Annotated in this window: 18 protein-coding genes; 11 read left to right on the top strand and 7 right to left on the bottom strand. The window is 70.9% G+C overall.

All coding sequences use genetic code 11. The features are described 5' to 3' along the window. Window position 1: 1 nt before the first annotated feature. From ACFPZ3_RS34150 to ACFPZ3_RS34175, 6 genes are read left to right on the top strand one after another with little or no spacing between them, the layout of a single operon-like run. Complete coding sequence (locus ACFPZ3_RS34150) at window positions 2–1147, top strand: thiolase family protein (RefSeq protein WP_379518427.1); 1146 nt, start codon at window positions 2–4, stop codon at window positions 1145–1147. Continuing rightward, window positions 1147–1821, top strand: coding sequence for an energy-coupling factor ABC transporter ATP-binding protein (locus ACFPZ3_RS34155; protein WP_379518428.1), 675 nt, complete (start codon window positions 1147–1149; stop codon window positions 1819–1821). Before ACFPZ3_RS34150 ends, ACFPZ3_RS34155 begins: the two co-directional genes overlap by 1 nt. Then, entirely contained in the window at window positions 1818–2423 is a 606-nt protein-coding gene (locus tag ACFPZ3_RS34160) for an energy-coupling factor transporter transmembrane component T family protein (protein ID WP_379518429.1), read from the top strand. The genes ACFPZ3_RS34155 and ACFPZ3_RS34160 overlap by 4 nt, the downstream gene beginning before the upstream one ends. Window positions 2424–2474: 51 nt before the next feature. After that, on the top strand, window positions 2475–2825 hold the full coding sequence (locus tag ACFPZ3_RS34165) for an ArsR/SmtB family transcription factor (protein ID WP_379518430.1): 351 nt from the start codon (window positions 2475–2477) through the stop codon (window positions 2823–2825). Further along, window positions 2825–3445 carry an SRPBCC family protein gene (locus ACFPZ3_RS34170; protein ID WP_379518431.1) on the top strand — a complete coding sequence of 207 codons (621 nt, stop codon included), beginning with the start codon at window positions 2825–2827 and terminating at the stop codon, window positions 3443–3445. Before ACFPZ3_RS34165 ends, ACFPZ3_RS34170 begins: the two co-directional genes overlap by 1 nt. Beyond that, window positions 3442–3834 (top strand): VOC family protein, encoded by a 393-nt coding sequence (locus ACFPZ3_RS34175; RefSeq protein ID WP_379518432.1) that lies wholly within the window; start codon window positions 3442–3444, stop codon window positions 3832–3834. Before ACFPZ3_RS34170 ends, ACFPZ3_RS34175 begins: the two co-directional genes overlap by 4 nt. Here ACFPZ3_RS34175 and ACFPZ3_RS34180 read toward each other — a convergent pair whose 3' ends face one another. From ACFPZ3_RS34180 to ACFPZ3_RS34190, 3 genes are all read right to left on the bottom strand, one after another. Beyond that, window positions 3835–5040: a cytochrome P450 gene (locus ACFPZ3_RS34180; RefSeq protein ID WP_379518433.1), complete on the bottom strand. Its 1206-nt coding sequence runs from the start codon at window positions 5038–5040 to the stop codon at window positions 3835–3837. After that, window positions 5030–5647: a TetR/AcrR family transcriptional regulator gene (locus ACFPZ3_RS34185; protein ID WP_379518434.1), complete on the bottom strand. Its 618-nt coding sequence runs from the start codon at window positions 5645–5647 to the stop codon at window positions 5030–5032. The genes ACFPZ3_RS34180 and ACFPZ3_RS34185 overlap by 11 nt, the downstream gene beginning before the upstream one ends. 95 nt (window positions 5648–5742) lie before the next feature. Next, window positions 5743–6477: a Clp protease N-terminal domain-containing protein gene (locus ACFPZ3_RS34190; protein WP_379518435.1), complete on the bottom strand. Its 735-nt coding sequence runs from the start codon at window positions 6475–6477 to the stop codon at window positions 5743–5745. Between the two features lie 104 nt (window positions 6478–6581). Here ACFPZ3_RS34190 and ACFPZ3_RS34195 point away from each other — a divergent pair, with 104 nt between their 5' ends. Then, window positions 6582–7460, top strand: coding sequence for a S1 RNA-binding domain-containing protein (locus ACFPZ3_RS34195; protein WP_379518436.1), 879 nt, complete (start codon window positions 6582–6584; stop codon window positions 7458–7460). A 304-nt stretch (window positions 7461–7764) separates the two neighbouring features. On the opposite strand, the gene ACFPZ3_RS34200 is transcribed toward ACFPZ3_RS34195, so the two are convergent. After that, window positions 7765–8130 carry an SgcJ/EcaC family oxidoreductase gene (locus ACFPZ3_RS34200; protein ID WP_379518437.1) on the bottom strand — a complete coding sequence of 122 codons (366 nt, stop codon included), beginning with the start codon at window positions 8128–8130 and terminating at the stop codon, window positions 7765–7767. Window positions 8131–8218: 88 nt separating this feature from the next. On the opposite strand from ACFPZ3_RS34200, the gene ACFPZ3_RS34205 reads away from it, so the two are divergent. Beyond that, window positions 8219–8860: a TetR/AcrR family transcriptional regulator gene (locus ACFPZ3_RS34205; RefSeq protein WP_379518438.1), complete on the top strand. Its 642-nt coding sequence runs from the start codon at window positions 8219–8221 to the stop codon at window positions 8858–8860. A 460-nt stretch (window positions 8861–9320) separates the two neighbouring features. On the opposite strand, the gene ACFPZ3_RS34210 is transcribed toward ACFPZ3_RS34205, so the two are convergent. Further along, window positions 9321–9998: an SDR family NAD(P)-dependent oxidoreductase gene (locus ACFPZ3_RS34210; RefSeq protein ID WP_379518439.1), complete on the bottom strand. Its 678-nt coding sequence runs from the start codon at window positions 9996–9998 to the stop codon at window positions 9321–9323. Window positions 9999–10168: 170 nt separating this feature from the next. Here ACFPZ3_RS34210 and ACFPZ3_RS34215 point away from each other — a divergent pair, with 170 nt between their 5' ends. Continuing rightward, window positions 10169–13186, top strand: a complete 3018-nt coding sequence (locus ACFPZ3_RS34215; protein ID WP_379518440.1) for a WD40 repeat domain-containing protein — start codon at window positions 10169–10171, stop codon at window positions 13184–13186. Between the two features lie 47 nt (window positions 13187–13233). Here ACFPZ3_RS34215 and ACFPZ3_RS34220 read toward each other — a convergent pair whose 3' ends face one another. Both ACFPZ3_RS34220 and ACFPZ3_RS34225 read right to left on the bottom strand, forming a co-directional pair. Further along, window positions 13234–14214: an aldo/keto reductase gene (locus ACFPZ3_RS34220; protein WP_379518441.1), complete on the bottom strand. Its 981-nt coding sequence runs from the start codon at window positions 14212–14214 to the stop codon at window positions 13234–13236. Then, on the bottom strand, window positions 14202–14693 hold the full coding sequence (locus ACFPZ3_RS34225) for a DMT family transporter (RefSeq protein ID WP_379518442.1): 492 nt from the start codon (window positions 14691–14693) through the stop codon (window positions 14202–14204). The genes ACFPZ3_RS34220 and ACFPZ3_RS34225 overlap by 13 nt, the downstream gene beginning before the upstream one ends. A gap of 34 nt (window positions 14694–14727) precedes the next feature. Here ACFPZ3_RS34225 and ACFPZ3_RS34230 point away from each other — a divergent pair, with 34 nt between their 5' ends. Together ACFPZ3_RS34230 and ACFPZ3_RS34235 are read left to right on the top strand one after the other, a co-directional pair. After that, entirely contained in the window at window positions 14728–15210 is a 483-nt protein-coding gene (locus ACFPZ3_RS34230) for an Lrp/AsnC family transcriptional regulator (RefSeq protein WP_379518443.1), read from the top strand. A gap of 41 nt (window positions 15211–15251) precedes the next feature. After that, window positions 15252–15839, top strand: a complete 588-nt coding sequence (locus tag ACFPZ3_RS34235) for an NUDIX domain-containing protein (protein WP_379518444.1) — start codon at window positions 15252–15254, stop codon at window positions 15837–15839. Window positions 15840–15841: the final 2 nt, after the last annotated feature.

The following is a 15841-nucleotide window of genomic DNA, read 5'->3' on the forward strand; positions in this document are numbered from 1 at the left end:
CATGCGCGACACAGGCGCCTTCACGCCCGTGATCGTCGCGGCCAGGCGCACCCCCATCGGCACCGCCGGGCACGCCTACAAAGAGGTGAGCGTCGATCGGCTGGCAGCGCCCGTCATCGCGGCCGTCGCGGCGGACATGGCGGGGCGGCGGGTCGATGACGTGGTGCTGGGCAACTGCATGGGGCCAGGCGGCAACGTGGCCAGGGTGTCGGCGCTGGCCGCGGGGCTGGGGCACGAGGTGCCGGGGCTGACGGTGGATCGGCAGTGCGGCAGCGGGCTGGCCGCGATTCTGGTGGCCGGGCAGGCCGTCCGCGCGGGCGAGGCGGACCTGGTGATCGCCGGAGGGGCGGAGAGCGCCTCGACCGCGCCGCTGCGGACGTCGCGGGGCGCCGCGAAGGCGTACGAGCGGGCGCCCTTCACCCCCCACGGTCACCCCGACCCGGACATGGGCCCGGCGGCGGAGGCGCTGGCGGCGGCCCGCGGGATCGGCCGGGACCGGCAGGACGCCTACGCCTGCCGCAGCCACGCCCGCGCCCTGGCGGCCCGGGAGGCGGGGCGGTTCGCCGGGGAGATCGTGCCGGTCGGCGGGCGGTCCGACGACCAGCGGCCGCGCCCGCTGCGGGCGGCGTCGCTGGCCCGGCTGCCTGCCGCGTTCGTGGCGGACGGTACAGTGACGGCCGGAAATTCCTCGCCGGTCAGTGACGGCGCCGCGGCCGTGGCCCTCGTACCCGAGCGGCTGCGTGCGGGCCTGCCGGGGATGCGGCTGGTGGCCGGGTCCGTCGTCGGGTGCGATCCCGAGCTGCCCGGCTGGGGGCCGGTGCCCGCGGTACGGCGGGTGCTGGCGCGTACGGGGGTGGATGTGGAGCGGGTCGCGGCGGTGGAGATCGTGGAGGCGTTCGCGGCGCAGGTGCTGGCCGTCACCGACGCGCTCGGGCTGGATCCGCTGGGCGCCGACGCGGAGCGGGTGTGCCCGGACGGCGGGGCGCTGGCGCTGGGGCATCCGTGGGGGGCGACGGGGGCGGTGGTGGTGACGAGGCTGTTCAGCAGGCTGGTACGCCAGGCGGCGCCGCCGGGGACGCTGGGCCTGGCGGCGGCCGCGGTGGGCGGCGGGCTGGGCGTGGCCGCCCTGTTCGAGGTGGTCGGGTAATGATCGAGTTCGCCGACGTGCACGTACGGCTGGGCTCCAGGGACGTGTTGTGCGGCATCACCGCCTCCCTGTCCGAGCAGCGCGTGGGCGTGGTCGGGGCCAACGGTTCGGGCAAGAGCACGCTGGCCCGCCTGATCAACGGCCTGGCCCTGCCGACCTCCGGCACCGTCACCGTGCTCGGCCTGGACACCCGCCGCCACGCCGCCAAGATCAGGCGCGGGGTGGGGTTCCTGTTCACCGATCCGGACGCGCAGATCGTGATGCCCACGGTGGCCGAGGACGTGGCCTTCTCGCTGCGCCGCAAGGGCCTGACGCGGGGGGAGGTGGACCGGCGGGTGCACGAGGTCCTGGACAGGTACGGCCTGGCCGGCCACGCCGACCACCCCGCCCACCACCTGTCGGGCGGCCAGAAGCAACTCCTGGCGCTGTGCTCGGTGATGGTGCTGGAGCCGGACATCCTCATCATGGACGAGCCGACGACGCTGCTGGACCTGCGCCACTCCCGCCAGGTCGCCGACCTGCTGCGCGAGATGCCGCAGCAGGTGCTGGCGGTCACCCACGACCTGCCGCTGCTGGCCGGCTTCGACCGGGTGCTGGTGCTCGACCAGGGCCGCGTCGTGGCCGACGGCCCGCCGGACGACGCCATCGGCCACTACAGGAAGCTGATGGCGTGAACGGCCTGACCGGCGCCTACGCCCCCGGCTCCTCGCCGCTGCACCGGCTGCCCGCCGGGGTCAAGCTGGCCGGGCTCGCCCTGGTGTGCACGGGGCTGGTGCTGGTGGGCTCGCCGCTGGTCCTGGCCGGTGGGGCGGTCGTGGTCGCGGGACTGTACGCGTTGTCGCGGGTGGGTGTGGCGGCGGCGTGGGCGCAGGTCAGGCCGGTGCGCTGGTTCGCGGTGGCGTTGTTCGGGATGCAGTGGCTGGTCGTCGACCTGGAGGGGGCGCTGACCTCGACGCTGCGGGTGGTGCTGGCCGTGGCGCTGGCCGGGCTGGTGACGGTCACCACCCGCACCTCGGCGATGATGGCGACGCTGGAGCGCTGCCTGTCGCCGGCCCGGTTCGTGGGGCTGGACCCGTTCCGGCTGTCGTTGTTGTTGTCGCTGACCGTGCGCAGCGTGCCGGTGATCGCCTCGCTGGCCCAGCGGGTGCGCGAGGCGCAGCGGGCCAGGGGCGTGGAGCGTAGCCTGCGGGCCTTCGCCGTGCCGCTGGTGGTCAGCTCGCTGCGGCATGCCGACGCCCTGGGGGAGGCGCTGAGCGCCCGCGGCCTGGACGACTGACCGACTACTTCAGGCTTGACTTATATAAGCGAAACCCGAAATACTCGGGTGGTGCACGCATTCGACGTCCTCGGCGATCCCGTCCGGCGCCGGATCCTGGAGCTGCTGGCCACCGGCGAGCAGAGCTCCGGCGAGGTCACCGCGGTCATCCAGCAGGAGTTCGGGATCTCCCAGCCGGCCGTCTCACAACACCTGCGGGTGCTGCGCGACAACGGGTTCGCCACCGTGCGGGCCGAGGGCACCCGGCGGCTGTACGCCGTCGAGCCCGGGCCGCTGCAGGAGGTCGATCTCTGGCTGGAACGCTTTCGCGGGTTCTGGAACCAGCGCCTGGACGCCCTGGCGACGGAACTGGCCCGTGGCAAACGAGAACGCCGTACGAAAGGTGAGAAAGAGGACCCCTGATGACATTCATCGACGATATCCAGCAGGCCCACCGCGAACTGCTCGACGGCACGCGCAAGACCGTCGTGCTGCGGCGACACTACGACGCCGACCCGGAGGACGTCTGGCAGGCGTGCACCGACCCCGACCGGCTCACCCGCTGGTTCCTGCCCGTCTCAGGCGACCTCCGTCTCGGCGGCACCTACCAGCTCGAAGGCAACGCCGGCGGTGAGATCCTGCGCTGCGAGCCGCCCAGCCTGCTGAAGGTCACCTGGCTGTTCGGCCCTGACCCCGGCTTCTCCGAGGTCGAGGTACGCCTGTCCGCCAAGGACGACGGCACCCTGTTCGAGCTGACCCACACGGCCGAGGTGCCGCCGGAGATGTGGGGACAGTTCGGCCCCGGCGCGGTCGGCGTGGGCTGGGACCTGACCCTGCTGGGCCTGGGCCTGCACCTGGCGGGCGGCGAGAAGGTCGAGGAGGCCACCTTCCACCTGACCGCGGAGGGGCGCGCCTCCATCATCGCCAGCAGCCAGGCGTGGGGCCGGGCCCACGAGTCCGCGGGCGGCCGGCCCGATGAGGTCGCCGCCGCCGTCGCCGCGACCACCGCTTTCTACGCTCCCGAGGAGGAGACTCCCGCATGAAGATCACCACGTTCCTGATGTTCCAGAACGGCGAAGCCGAGGAGGCGATGAACTTCTACGTGTCGTTGTTCGCCGACGCCAAAGTGGTCGCCGTCGAGCACTTCGGCCCCGGAGAACCCGGGGCCGAGGGCAGCGTCAAACACGCCACGTTCACGCTGGCGGGCCAGGAGTACAGGTGCATCGACAGCCCGCCCGTGCACGCCTTCACCTTCACGCCGTCGATGTCGCTGTTCGTCGACTGCGACAACGAGGAGGAGCTCGAGCGCCTGTATGCCGCGCTGGGCGAGGGCAGGCAGGCGCTGATGCCGCTGGACGACTACGGGTTCAGCACCAGGTTCGGCTGGGTCAACGACCGGTTCGGCGTCTCCTGGCAGCTCAACCTGCCCTGATCACCAGGTGACGGGGAGCTCGTGCATCCCGTACACGGCGGCCTGGTCCTTGAAGCTGAGCTGGTCCGCGGGGACGGCCAGCCGCAGCTCGGGCAGACGCCGGAACAGGGTGCCGAAGACGATCTCCAGCTCCATCCTGGCGAGGTTCTGGCCAAGGCACTGGTGGGCGCCGTAGCCGAAGGTGAGGTGGTTGCGGGCGCCGCGGTCGATGTCGAACCGCTCGGCGTCCTCGAACACCTCCGGGTCGCGGTTGCCGGTGTTGGCCAGCATGAGCACGCCGGAACCCGCGGGGATCACCGTGCCGCCGAGCTCCACGTCCTCCAGCGCCACCCGGGCCATGGCGAACTCGGCGATGGTGAAGTAACGCAGCAGCTCCTCGACCGCGTTGACCGTCTTGTCCGGGTCGGCCCGCAGCGCCTCCAGCGCCTCGGGCTCCTGCAGCAGCAGGTACGTGCCGAGCGAGATCATGTTCGCGGTGGTCTCGTGGCCGGCGATCAGCAGCAGGAACGCCAGTCCGATCAGCGCGGGATGGTCGACCTCGCCGTTCTCGCGCTGCTTGGCGATCTGGCGGCCGAGCAGGTCGTCGGCGTGCTCCTGCTCCTTGGCGGTGATCAGCTTGTCCAGGTAGATGGCCAGCTCCATGACGGCGTGCTGCCGCTCCTGCTCGGTGGCGGCGCGGTTGAGGAGCTGTGCGGAGTGGACCTGGAAGAAGTCGTGGTCGGCGTACGGGACACCGAGCATCTCGCAGATCACCAGGGAGGGCACCGGCAGGGCCAGGTCGCGTACCAGGTCGGCCGGGCGTGGCCCGTCGATCATGGCGTCGAGGTGCTCGTCCACGATCTGCTGGATGCGGGGCCGCAGCGCCGCCATGCGCCGGACGGTGAACTCGCTGATCACCGCGCGGCGGGCCGGGCCGTGCTCGGGCGGATCCATGTTCAGCATCAGTTTGGGCAGCGGCGAGGAGGCGGGGTCCATCGCGTCCTCGGTCAGCCGCGGCGCGTTGGGGTGGCCCCGGTCGGCGGTGAAGCGCGGGTCGGTCAGGATCGTGCGGATGTCCTCGTAGCGGGCGGCCACCCAGGCGTCGCCGCCCGCCGGCAGTGTGACCTTGGCGACCGGCTGCTCGCGCAGGAGCCGCAGGTGTTGCTCGGGCGGCGCGAACGGGCAGCCTCGGGTGGTCTGGAGCGTCGCGGCGGACTCAGTGGTCAAGATTCTCCTCAGTGACGTGACGGTTGGGCAGCAGGGTGTCGACGACCTCGCGCAGGGGGCCGGCGAGTTCCTGCTCGGTGGCGGAGGCGAGAGGGTCCAGCGCCGTTGCGGAGCGCAGGGTCGCGATGCCGATGGTCAGGGCCAGGACGAGCTGGGCGCGCACCAGCAGCCGGTCGTCCCCGGGGTCTCCGGAGGAGGCGGCCAGGTTTTCCCCGTAGGTGCGCAGCAGCCCGACCCGCATCCGTTCGGTGCGCTCGTCGCCGGAGGAGCGCAGCAGGAGCAACAGGACGTCGTTGGGGCGCCCTTCGGAGATGGCGCTGATGACGTGCCTGATGGCGTCGGGGATCCGACTGGGGCCCGACACCGTGCCGGCGGCGCGGCTCAGCTCGTCGGCGGCCTCCTCCAGGCACGCCTCGAACAGGCCTTCCTTGGACTGGAAGTAGCGGTTGATGAGGGCCACGTTGACGCCGGCGTCGTCGGCGATCTCGCGCACGGTGGTCACGGCGTAGCCGTCGTGCGCGAAGCGCCGCAGGGCCGCGTCGAGCAGGTGCCGGCGGGTCTTGGCCGCGTCCCGGCGGCGCGGCGCGGCCGATGTCGTCGCTGGCATGGCTGGTGTCCTCTCGATCTCACCGCAGGATAGCCGCCACCGCCGCGATATGTAAATCCGTGTTGACTTGAGCTGCCGGGGCTGAGCGTCTCCGCTCAGCCGCCGGTCTCCCGCTCGCGCAGGAGTTCCTCCACCGCGGTCCTGATCTCCTGCTCGGCGGGCTCCTTGACCACCCCGAACCCCGCCAGCATCCGCACCACCGGCGCGTCGTCCAGCGACAGGATGCCGAGCAGGAGGTGCTCGGTGCCCACGAAGTCGTGCCCCAGGCGCAGCCCCTCGCGCGTGGCCAGGTCCAGAGCCTTCTTGCTCTGCGCCCCGAACGGCATGACCTGCGGGGCCTGCTCACTGCCGGGACCGAGTTCGGCCAGGACGGCCTCCCTGACGGCTTCGAGCGAGGCGCCGAGCGTCACCATGGTCGTGGCGGCCAGCGCCTCGGGCTGGTGCAGCAGGCCCAGCACCATGTGGCCGACCTCGATGTGGTCGTGCCCGGCCGCGCGCGCCTCCTCCTGCGCCCTGACCACCGCGATGCGCGCCTTGGCGGTGAAACGGGAGTAGGTGCGGATGTCGGCGACCAGGGAGCCGCCGCCTTCCTTGGGCACGAACCGCTTCTGCGCGGCCTGCTTGCTGACGCCCATGCTGTGGCCGATGTCGGTCCAGGAGGCGCCGGAGCGTCTGGCCTGGTCGACGAAGTGGCCGATGAGGTGGTCGGCCACCTCGCCGATGTGCTCGCCGAGGGTGACGGCGTCGGACAACTGGCCGAGGGGGTCACCGTCGGGGTGGCGGCTCTTGATCGCGGTGATGAGGTCGTCGAGACGTACGGTCTTCTCCATGCGTCAACCATAGGTTGACGCTACCTCGCCGTCAACCCTGGGTTGACGATTTGAGCTTGTCGGCACATCCCCGCGACACTCGCATTCGTGGGAGCCTTGGAGCCATGGGGGCAGCGGAAGACGAACAGTCCCTGGCCGCGTTCCTGGGGACGGTGAACGTCGGCGACGTCCTCGCCGGGACCGTCACGGAGGCCACGCGATCGGGAACGACTGTGCTTCTCGACGCTTTCACCGGCGATCCGGTCGGCGTTATCGGCCCGCTCGATATGTCTTGGGGCTCGAGTGCCGACAGCCTTGAAGTCGGCGGTCGAGTCTGTGCCGAGGTGGTCGCCGTGGATTTCCGATCGAAACAGGTTCGGCTCTCACGGTCTGCGACGCAGAATCCGCAGCTATGGGCCTTCCTGCAGGCACTGCGTCCGGGGCAGCGGCCGTCCGGTGCGGTGGCGGCCATCAAAAGCTTCGGCGTCTTCGTTGATCTGGACGACGGACCCGACCATCCCGTCTTTCCCGGTGTCGGCTTCATCAGCATGCCCGAGCTGTCCAGGCGCAGGTTCGATGACCCCTGCGAGGTCGTCTCCGTGGGCGAGCGCATCACCTGCGAATTCCTCGTCTTCGACACCTGCAACGGCGAGGCCCGCCTGTCGCTGCGCGCCACCCAGCCCGACCCGTTCGAGCAGTTCGCGCGCCGCGCTCACGTCGGGCAGATATTGCACGGCTCGGTCACCAAAGTGGTGCCCTTCGGCGTCTTCGTCCGCGTGGCAGAGGGCATCGAAGGCCTGGTCCACCTCAGTGAACTCGCCACCACGACTGTTGAGGCATCGGGCGACGTGGTTCAGATCGGCGACGAGGTCACCGTGATCATCATTGAGATCGACCTGCGGCGACGTCGGCTCGCCCTGTCACGCCGCCGAACCCCCGAGCACCATCCGGTGGTAGTGCTGGGGCCGCTACTCCGCAAGGCCCAGCTTCCGACGCGTTCGTGATGGCCGCTCTCCTTCCGGGCCACGGCCCTCACGGCCCCACCCTGCAGAGGCATGCGCACGCTCCGGGGCGGAGACCGGTCTCCTGCTGGGGAGGGGGCTCGCGTGGTGCGATCTGGGCCCTCCCGCAGATCGGTCGCCGGGTCAGGCAGCAGTGCCCGACCTCGGCGTCCAGTGCGACATCAGCGACGTGCGTGCCCCTGCCGTACCTCAGCCTTGAGGGTTTCCGGCGCGTAGGCCAGGGCGCGGACCTGTCAGCCGCGGCTCAACAGCTGACGCGCGGTGGCGCCGATGACCAGGGCCGCGCTCATGACGTCACCACCGGGGTGGTCTGGGCCAGCGCGATCCGCCAGGTGCCGTCGTCTTTGACCAGCACGAATGTCAGCGCTCCCGTGCGGCCGTCGTTGATGTGCTTGATCAGGCTGGCCAGCGCCACGTCCGGTCGCAGGAACGTGACGTCGAGCAGCTCGTTCTTGGTCAGCACGTCCTTCAGCGGGGTCCGCAGCGCCTTGGCCATGACCTCCCTGACCTTGTCGCGGCCGCGCAGCCGGATCCCGGTGAAATTGACCAGGGCCACCTCCTCGGTCAGCAGCCCGGTGAAACCGGCCACGTCGCTCTGCAGATCTTCGGCGTCGCGGACGACCTGCTCGATCGCCTCGATATCGGGGCTCATGTCGCATCTCCTCAATTCGCGGAGCGATTCGCTCCGCCTTGAGACTATGCCGGAGCGAATCGCTCCGCAACTGGTAGGGTGTGTGGCGATGACCACACGCAAAGACATCGCAGAACGCAACGACCGCACGTTGCTCCAGGCCGCCCGCGACGTGCTCGCCGAAGATGGCGCGCACGCGTCCGTCGCCGCCATCGCGACCCGGGCAGGCGTCGGCATCGGCAGCCTCTACCGCCGTTACAAGACCAAGGAAGAGCTGTTCCAGCGGCTCAGCCTGCTCTCCCTCGAACACTGGAACGAAGCGGCCGAGCAGGGCCTGGCCGATCCCGACCCGTGGGCAGGACTGGCGGCTTTCATCAACGGCTGCGTCGCGTTTGGGCAGGGCTCGCTGGGGCCCGTCGCCGGCACCATCGAGGTGACCCAGGAGATGAGCGCCAAAGCCCGCCGCGGCGACGAACTGCTCGACGAGCTGGTACGGCGAGCGCACCAGGCCGACGTACTCCGCAGGGACGTGGCCGCGGTCGACATCTCGCTGCTCATCGAGCAGTTCGGCCGCTCCCCGGTGGTCGATCAGCTTCGCAAGCAGGGCAGGGGCGATCTGCTGCCCGCCGCTGCCGAGGCTCGCCGGCGGCTGATCGCGATAGCGCTCGACGGGTTGCGGCCGGGACATAGCCCGTTGCCCGGTTCGCCGCCGGGCGAGGAGCTCTTCACCGGCCGCTGGTCAGGCGAGTAGATGGACCCGTCCGATGCCCGGCCTGGCACCTCCGCCCGGCCCCCGGGCAGGAAACGTCCGGCGAGGCGTGGGAGAAGGCCCGCACGAAGATCTGCCGAGACCTGAGCCTGTCCGCCGAGCTCGGCGTCGACACCGCACGGTGGGTGGCCGGGCTGGACGAACTCGACGAACCCGAGAGCGTGACCAGCTGCACGCCGCCGTGGACGCCCGCATCCCCGTCGTGGACCTACCCGAAGCGCTCCTGGAAGCCCGTCGAGTTGGATCATCTGGACCCAGCTTGGTGCTTGCAGGCCGGCCTGGATCACGCCGTCGCCGTGCTCCGTGTAGCTGTCGGTGACGATTTCCCGCCAGCCGCAGGCCCGGGCACTGCTCGGATCGGTGTCCAGGCTGATGCGCGGGAGGGGCCGGTTGGTCGGCGCAGACTTCGTGCGGAGGCAGCGGCCTGCTTCCGGGCCAGGGCTCAGCGCGGCGATGGCAGGACGGACAGCTCGCAGGCGTAAGCGTCGGCTGGTGCGCTCAGCGCCCAGACGATCATCGCTGCCAGCGTCCGCGGCTGGATGCACGACTCCGGATCGTACGGGCGGCCGAAGGTGGTCCTGACCTCTGCCAGCAGGTCGGTCGCCGTCGCCGCGGGATAGACCGTGGTGACGCGTATCCCATGGGCCGCCTCCTCCTCGCGCAGTGAATCGGCCAGCTCCCGCAGCGCCGCTTTGCTGGCGACGAACGCCGACCAGCGGGGGACACCGGTCATTCCTGGCGAGGCGTTGACGAAAATCACATGGCCCCTGGAGCGCCGCAAGGCGGGCAGCGTCAGCCGTACCAGCTCGGCGGCGGAGGCCACGTTCACCGCCATCGTGCGCCGCCATGTCTCGGGGCCGGCGTCGGCGACGGCTTCGATGGGCGAGATGCCCGCGCAATACACCAGCGCCTGTAAATCCTCAAGGTCGCCTGCATCCTCCAGCGCTCCCACGGCGGCGGCCAGCGTCCCTGGTTCGGCCAGATCCGCCTCGACCCCCCGCACGTCCAGCCGCCCGACGTCGCGTCCCACGGCAGTCACCCGATGCCCGGCCTCTATGAGCGCGGCGACCAGCGCCGTCCCGATCCCTCCGGTAGCCCCGGTCACCAGCACATTTCCCATGACAACTCCCTTTCCGCCCGCAGCTGATCATCGCCAGGAAGCGGCATGCACTTCTTGTCGTACGCCGATCCTGCACGACGATCATGGTGACAATAGCTTCAAGCGGCTCTTCGCCAGTGATCGCCGAACAAGGGGTGAAGTGTCGGTCATCTCCGCTACGGTCGCTTGGCATGATCATCAGTGGCAGGACGGTCGTGCTGGCTGGGCGGTTCAGCCGGCTTTCGAAGGATGAGGCCAAGCGCGCCCTGGAGGCGTTGGGCGCGAAGGTGACCGCGTCGGTTTCGGCGAAGACGGACCTGGTCTTCGCCGGAGCGAAGTCGGGGGCCAAGGCGGGTCCAGCGGCGGTGCGCGGTGTTCCGATCCACGATGAGGACGCGCTGGTGGCCGTGCTCGACGGCCGGGAGCCCGGCACCGCGCCGCCGTCCCCGCCGTTCACCGGGGTCCCGGATGAGCGGATGGGACCTGATGAGGCCTTCGACGCTCTGAAGAACGCCGACTGGTCCGCGCTCTGCCCGGAGCGCGACACCGTGCCACTGCGGGACGCCCTGCGGGCTCTGGAGCGTGCTCACGGGGTCACCGGCGCGCATCGCCTCGCCACCGCCCGGTTGCGCGAGGCGGGCGCGCTGCTGCGCCATTTCGACGTGCACCACGGCGAGTTGAACGGGCACGCGCTCAGCCCGGACGGCCGCCACCTCGCGGTCGGAAGCGGGACCGGCGACGACTACGACCGGGGCGGTGTCCTGCAGGTCTTCGAAGTCGCCACCGGCCGCTGTGTCCACGCGATCGACGGCATCATGGGGGGCATCGGCTTCCCGGACCATGCGCGCAGCCTGCAGTGGTCGGCGGATGGCACGCGGATCGCGCTGGAGTACAACACCAACGCGACCGGGGTGTGGGACCCGTTCGGCACTGCCCGCGAGCCGGTCGCCGACGCGTTCTTCCTCGCCTCCGGCAGGCCGTTGGGCATGGCCTTCGCCCCCGAGGGCAGGCGCGCGTTCGTCTACGGTGGCGAGTCGGACGTCCTGCGCAACGTGATCGTGGCGATGCACGAGGGCTCGGTCTCCGGACCTCCGGACGCGCTCCCGGAGGGAACGGAGCCGATCGAGTTCAGCGGACCGCACCAGGAGACCATGGACTCGGACGAGCCCGGGTTCATCCTCGATCGGGCGTTCTGGTCGCGCGACGGCTCCCGCGTCTACGGGGAGGCGTCGAACGAGTACGCGGCGCTCTCGCTCGACGTGGAGAACCAGCGGATTTCCTGGATGGTGAGCCTGGAAGAGGACCGGGAAGCGGCTCCGCCCGAATGGAGCCCGGACGAACGGCTCCTGGCCTTCCAGCGCGGCGGACACCTCATCATCGCCGACGCGCTGACGAGTGAGCCGACGGCGGAGCTTGCGGGCTGTCCGGGTGCCGACGTCCTGTGCTGGGGGCCGGGCGGCCGGCTGGCGGTGCTGAACCCGGCGGGCGGAACCGTCGGGATCATCGACGCGACGACCGGCCGGCACCAGTACGACCTGGACGTTCAGGCGGGCACCTCCAACCCGCGCGGCTGTGACGCCCGGTCGTGGGCCTGGTCACCGGACGGCGAGCGGGCCGCCTGCGTCACCGCCGAAGGGCGGATCGAGATCTGGTCGCTCGGTGAGCGCCCCGAACGGCTGCGCGTCCTGGACGGCGTCCGGCGCACCATCGGCCAGTGGGATCACGGGTTCGGCCTGGAATGGCCCGCCGGCGACGTGCTGATCGCGATCGGCTCGCACACGGTGCGCTTCCTGCGCCCCGAGACCGGCGAGATCGTGGCCGACCATCCCTTCCACCACGTCCCGCCCGCCCCTCGCCCGCTCTCGTTCGCCGGCCGTGACCTCGGCGACCAGCTCCGGGCCGGCCCGACGTTCGCGCTGGACGAGGACACCTGGGCGGTGGCGTTCGAGGACGGCACGGTCATCGCGCCGCCCGGCCGGGACGACGATCTCGACGGCCGGCTCTGCTGGTCCGTCGCCCGCCGCTTCGCCTGGCCGTTCCGCTGGGGAGAGCGGAGTGTCTTCCCCAGCCCCGCCCACGCGGGCCTGGGGGCGGCCTCACCGGAGACCGAGCGGCTGCTGGCCCCGTTCCGGGGACGCGGCAGCACGGCGGAGGCGACGGGGACGTGGCCGCCCCCCGACACCGCCACCGTCGCCGATCTGATCACGGTGGTCCGGGGGACGCTCGCCGAGCTGTCCGCTCCGGGCCGGGTCGTCTACGGCGAGTGGATCGTCGACACGCTGCAGCAGCTCGCGATGATCCGCGCCCGGCGAGGCGATGCCGCGCACGCCCGTGAGCTGGCCCTCGCGATGCCGGAACACCGCCGGCGTCCCGGGCACCTCGCGCGGGTCGCGCTCGTGCTCGGCGCGGCCGGTTTCGAGGCCGAAGCCGCCGCTGTCTTCGGCCACACCAGTGACGATCTGGGGGATATGGGGGCGGACATGGCGGCGATCGCCGGCGCCTGCGCGGTCTTGGGGCATCGTGAACGCTCCGAGCGGTGGTTCGCCCGCGCGCGTGAGGCCGCCGACGCCGACCGTTCGAACTGGGAGGTCCGCCTGCCGCTGGTCTGGGCGCTGACCGAGTGCGGCCGGGATCAGGAGGCCCGCGTCGTGCTGGACGAGGGCGTGGGCACGCCGAGGGACCGGCACCACGGCGTGCCCTGGCTGGTGTGCCTGCTCAGAAGAGGGGAGACCGAGCTGGTGCGCGAGCTGATCGGGGAGCGCAGCGTGCCGAACGACCCGGACAAGCCGCACGCGTTCGGCGTGCGCTGGTTCGACGACTGGGCGGCGGCCCGTGCGCTCACCGTCTACGGGCAGCCGGATCTGCTCCGGCTGTGGGGCGAGGTCAACTGGGCCTCGGTGCGGCGCGACCTGCCGGTCGCCGAACGGATCGCGGCCGAGGGCAGGCCCACCGGCCCGACCGCCGGCCAGGTGGCCGATCTCGCCGCCCAGCACGCCGGGCTCGCGAAACTGCCCAGGGCGGCGAAGCGGCGCGAGTCCGCGCACGTGGCCAGGAACGCGGCGGACTGCGGCCACGTGAGCGCCGTGCTCGACCTGCTACCCGGGACGGAGGAATCCGGTAATTACGGGCTGGGCAGCAACGACCGCGTCTGGGTCGCGCTCAGCGCCCTGCGGACCATCGCGATCGGCGTGGACGTCGACGTGTGGTGATCCCGCGGCCCGGTCGCGATCTTCGGCCAGAAGACCTGGACGACTTCTCATGAGTGCCCGATGATCTGGTGCGGCCGGTAGGGGGCCTCCAGCCGGGCCGTCTCCTCTTCGCTCAGGGACACCTCCACCGCCGCGATCGCGTCGTCCAGATGACCCACCTTGCTCGCCCCGACGATCGGCGCGCTCACCCCGGGCCTTCCGAGCAGCCACGCGAGCGCGAGCTGCGCCGGCGGCAGCCCCCGTTCGCCGGCGACCGCACGCACCACGTCGACGACGTCGAAGTCGGCGTCCTGGTACATGCTGCCGGCCAGCTGGTCGCTGCCGGATCGGACCGTCGCAGGCCGGCCGTCGCGGTGGCGGCTGCCGGTGAGCAGCCCGCGTGCCAGCGGGCTCCATGGGATGAGGCCCACCCCCTGGTCCAGGCAGAGCGGGATCATCTCCCGTTCCTCCTCCCGGTACACGAGGTTGTAGTGGTTCTGCATCGACACGAACCTGGTCCAGCCGGCCGTCTGAGCAGCGTGCTGCGCCTTGGCGAACTGCCAGGCGTACATGCTGGAGGCCCCGATGTAGCGGGCCTTGCCGGCCCGCACCACGTCGTGCAGGGCCTCCATGGTCTCCTCGATCGGCGTCTCGTAGTCCCAGCGGTGGATCTGGTACAGATCGACGTAGTCGGTTCCCAGCCTGGTCAGCGAGGCGTCGATGGCGGCCGTCACGTGTTTGCGGGACAGCCCTCGGTCGTTGGGGCCCGGCCCTGTCGGGAAGTAGACCTTCGTGGCGAGGACGTAGTCGTCGCGGCGCGTGAAGAGCTTGCCGAGCAGCCGCCCGGTGATCTCCTCGCTCGCGCCGTCGGAGTACATGTCGGCGGTGTCGAAGAAGGTCACACCGGCCTCGACCGCGCGCCGCACGATCGGCTCGGCCGCGTCCTCCCGCAGGTGCCACTCCCAGGAATCCGGATCGCCGTAGGTCATCATGCCCAGGCAGATCCGGGAGACCCGCAGTCCCGACGAACCCAGTCTCACGTATCGCATGTCGTCTTGCCTTCCTGTGGGAGCGCGTTCTTCACCGGGCGAAGTTCCCGATGGAGCGCGACGGAGAGCGGGATCACGGACGAGCAGATCCCACCCCGATCCCCGCGGCGAGCGGCCTGCCGAACGGCCACCGGCGCGACGAACACGCAGGCGACGAGCATGGCGGCGACGGTCCCCAGGGGCATGCGGGCGATCGCCAGGTAGAAGCAGATGTTCATGGCCGCGAGCACCGCGCCCCAGGCGATGATCGTACGGCGCCCGCCGGCGTCGAGCCGGGCGAGGGTCCGCCAGGGGCGGCGCCAGAGCGCGAGAACGAGTGCGGCGCTCCAGATCCTCAGCACCGCGACCCCGAGCGGGGCGAGCCTGGTGAACAGGAGCACGGCGAAGGCCGGGCCGAGGTAGAGGAAGACGGCGCTCCCGATGAAGTAGGTCCATGGAGGCGCCGCGGACAGGACAGCGCGAGGGCCGTTCAGCGGCATGACGCCATCGTCGGCGAAGCCGTAATTTAGGAGAATGGCGAATCGAAGGATCAGGCCCGAGCGGACATACGAACCCAAGGGAATCGACACCCTCGACCTTCGTATACTCGCCGAGCTGCAGGTCGACGCCAGAGTGAGCTTCGCCGAGCTGGGCCGCCGGGTCGCCCTGTCGGCTCCCGCGGTGGCCGACAGGGTGCAGCGGCTGGAGGAGACCGGAGTGATCACCGGCTATCGCGCCGAGGTCGACCCGCGGGCCCTGGGCTTTCCTGTCACCGTGATGGTTCGCATCCGCCCGGCGATCCGGGAGCTCCAGCGCATCTCCAAGATCGCCCAGGAGGTTCCCCAGATCGTCGAATGCTACAGAATGACCGGCGACGACTGCTTCTACTTCACGATGCACCTGCGGGCGGTCGACGAGCTCGAACCGATCCTCGACCTGTTCACCCCCTACGGTCACACGACCACGTCTCTCATCCACACCGCACCCGTGCCACGCCGCCCCCTGCCCCTGGAGTGAGACGTGGAGTGAGACCTGGGCCGCCTGGCATCATGGGGCCCGTGTTCACCCTTGATGCCGCGGGCGTTCGGCTGATCGAGTTGCTGGAGCGTGTCGAGCCCTGGGACGAGCTGGAGCGCGCGCACCTCGCCACGGCGACGGAGTGGATCGCCGGCGGGGCGCCGCTCTATCGGACGCGCAAGCCCGATGTCCCGGCGACGCATCTGGTCTGCTACTTCGTGGCGTTCGACGAGGCCCGCGGGGAGCTGCTGCTGGTCGCGCACCGTACGGCCGGGCTGTGGCTGCCCAGCGGCGGTCACGTCGAGCCGATGGAGGACCCGTGGGACACGGTCGTGCGCGAGTGCGCCGAGGAACTGCGCATCGAGGCCGTCCCGTCAGCGGTCTGCGGCAAGGACCCGTTCTTCGTGACCGTCACCCGGACGCGCGGGCAGGGACAGCACACCGACGTGTCGCTCTGGTACGTCCTGCGCTCGGCGGCAGGCGACATCACCTCCTTCGACGAGGGCGAGTTCGAAGCGATCAGGTGGCTGCCGCTGCAGCGGGTGCTCGCCGAGCCCGGGGACACCCTCGACCCCCACATGCATCGTTTCACCGGCAAACTCATGGCCGCGTTCGCCGATCTCCCATGAGC

This window comes from Nonomuraea insulae (assembly GCF_042656245.1).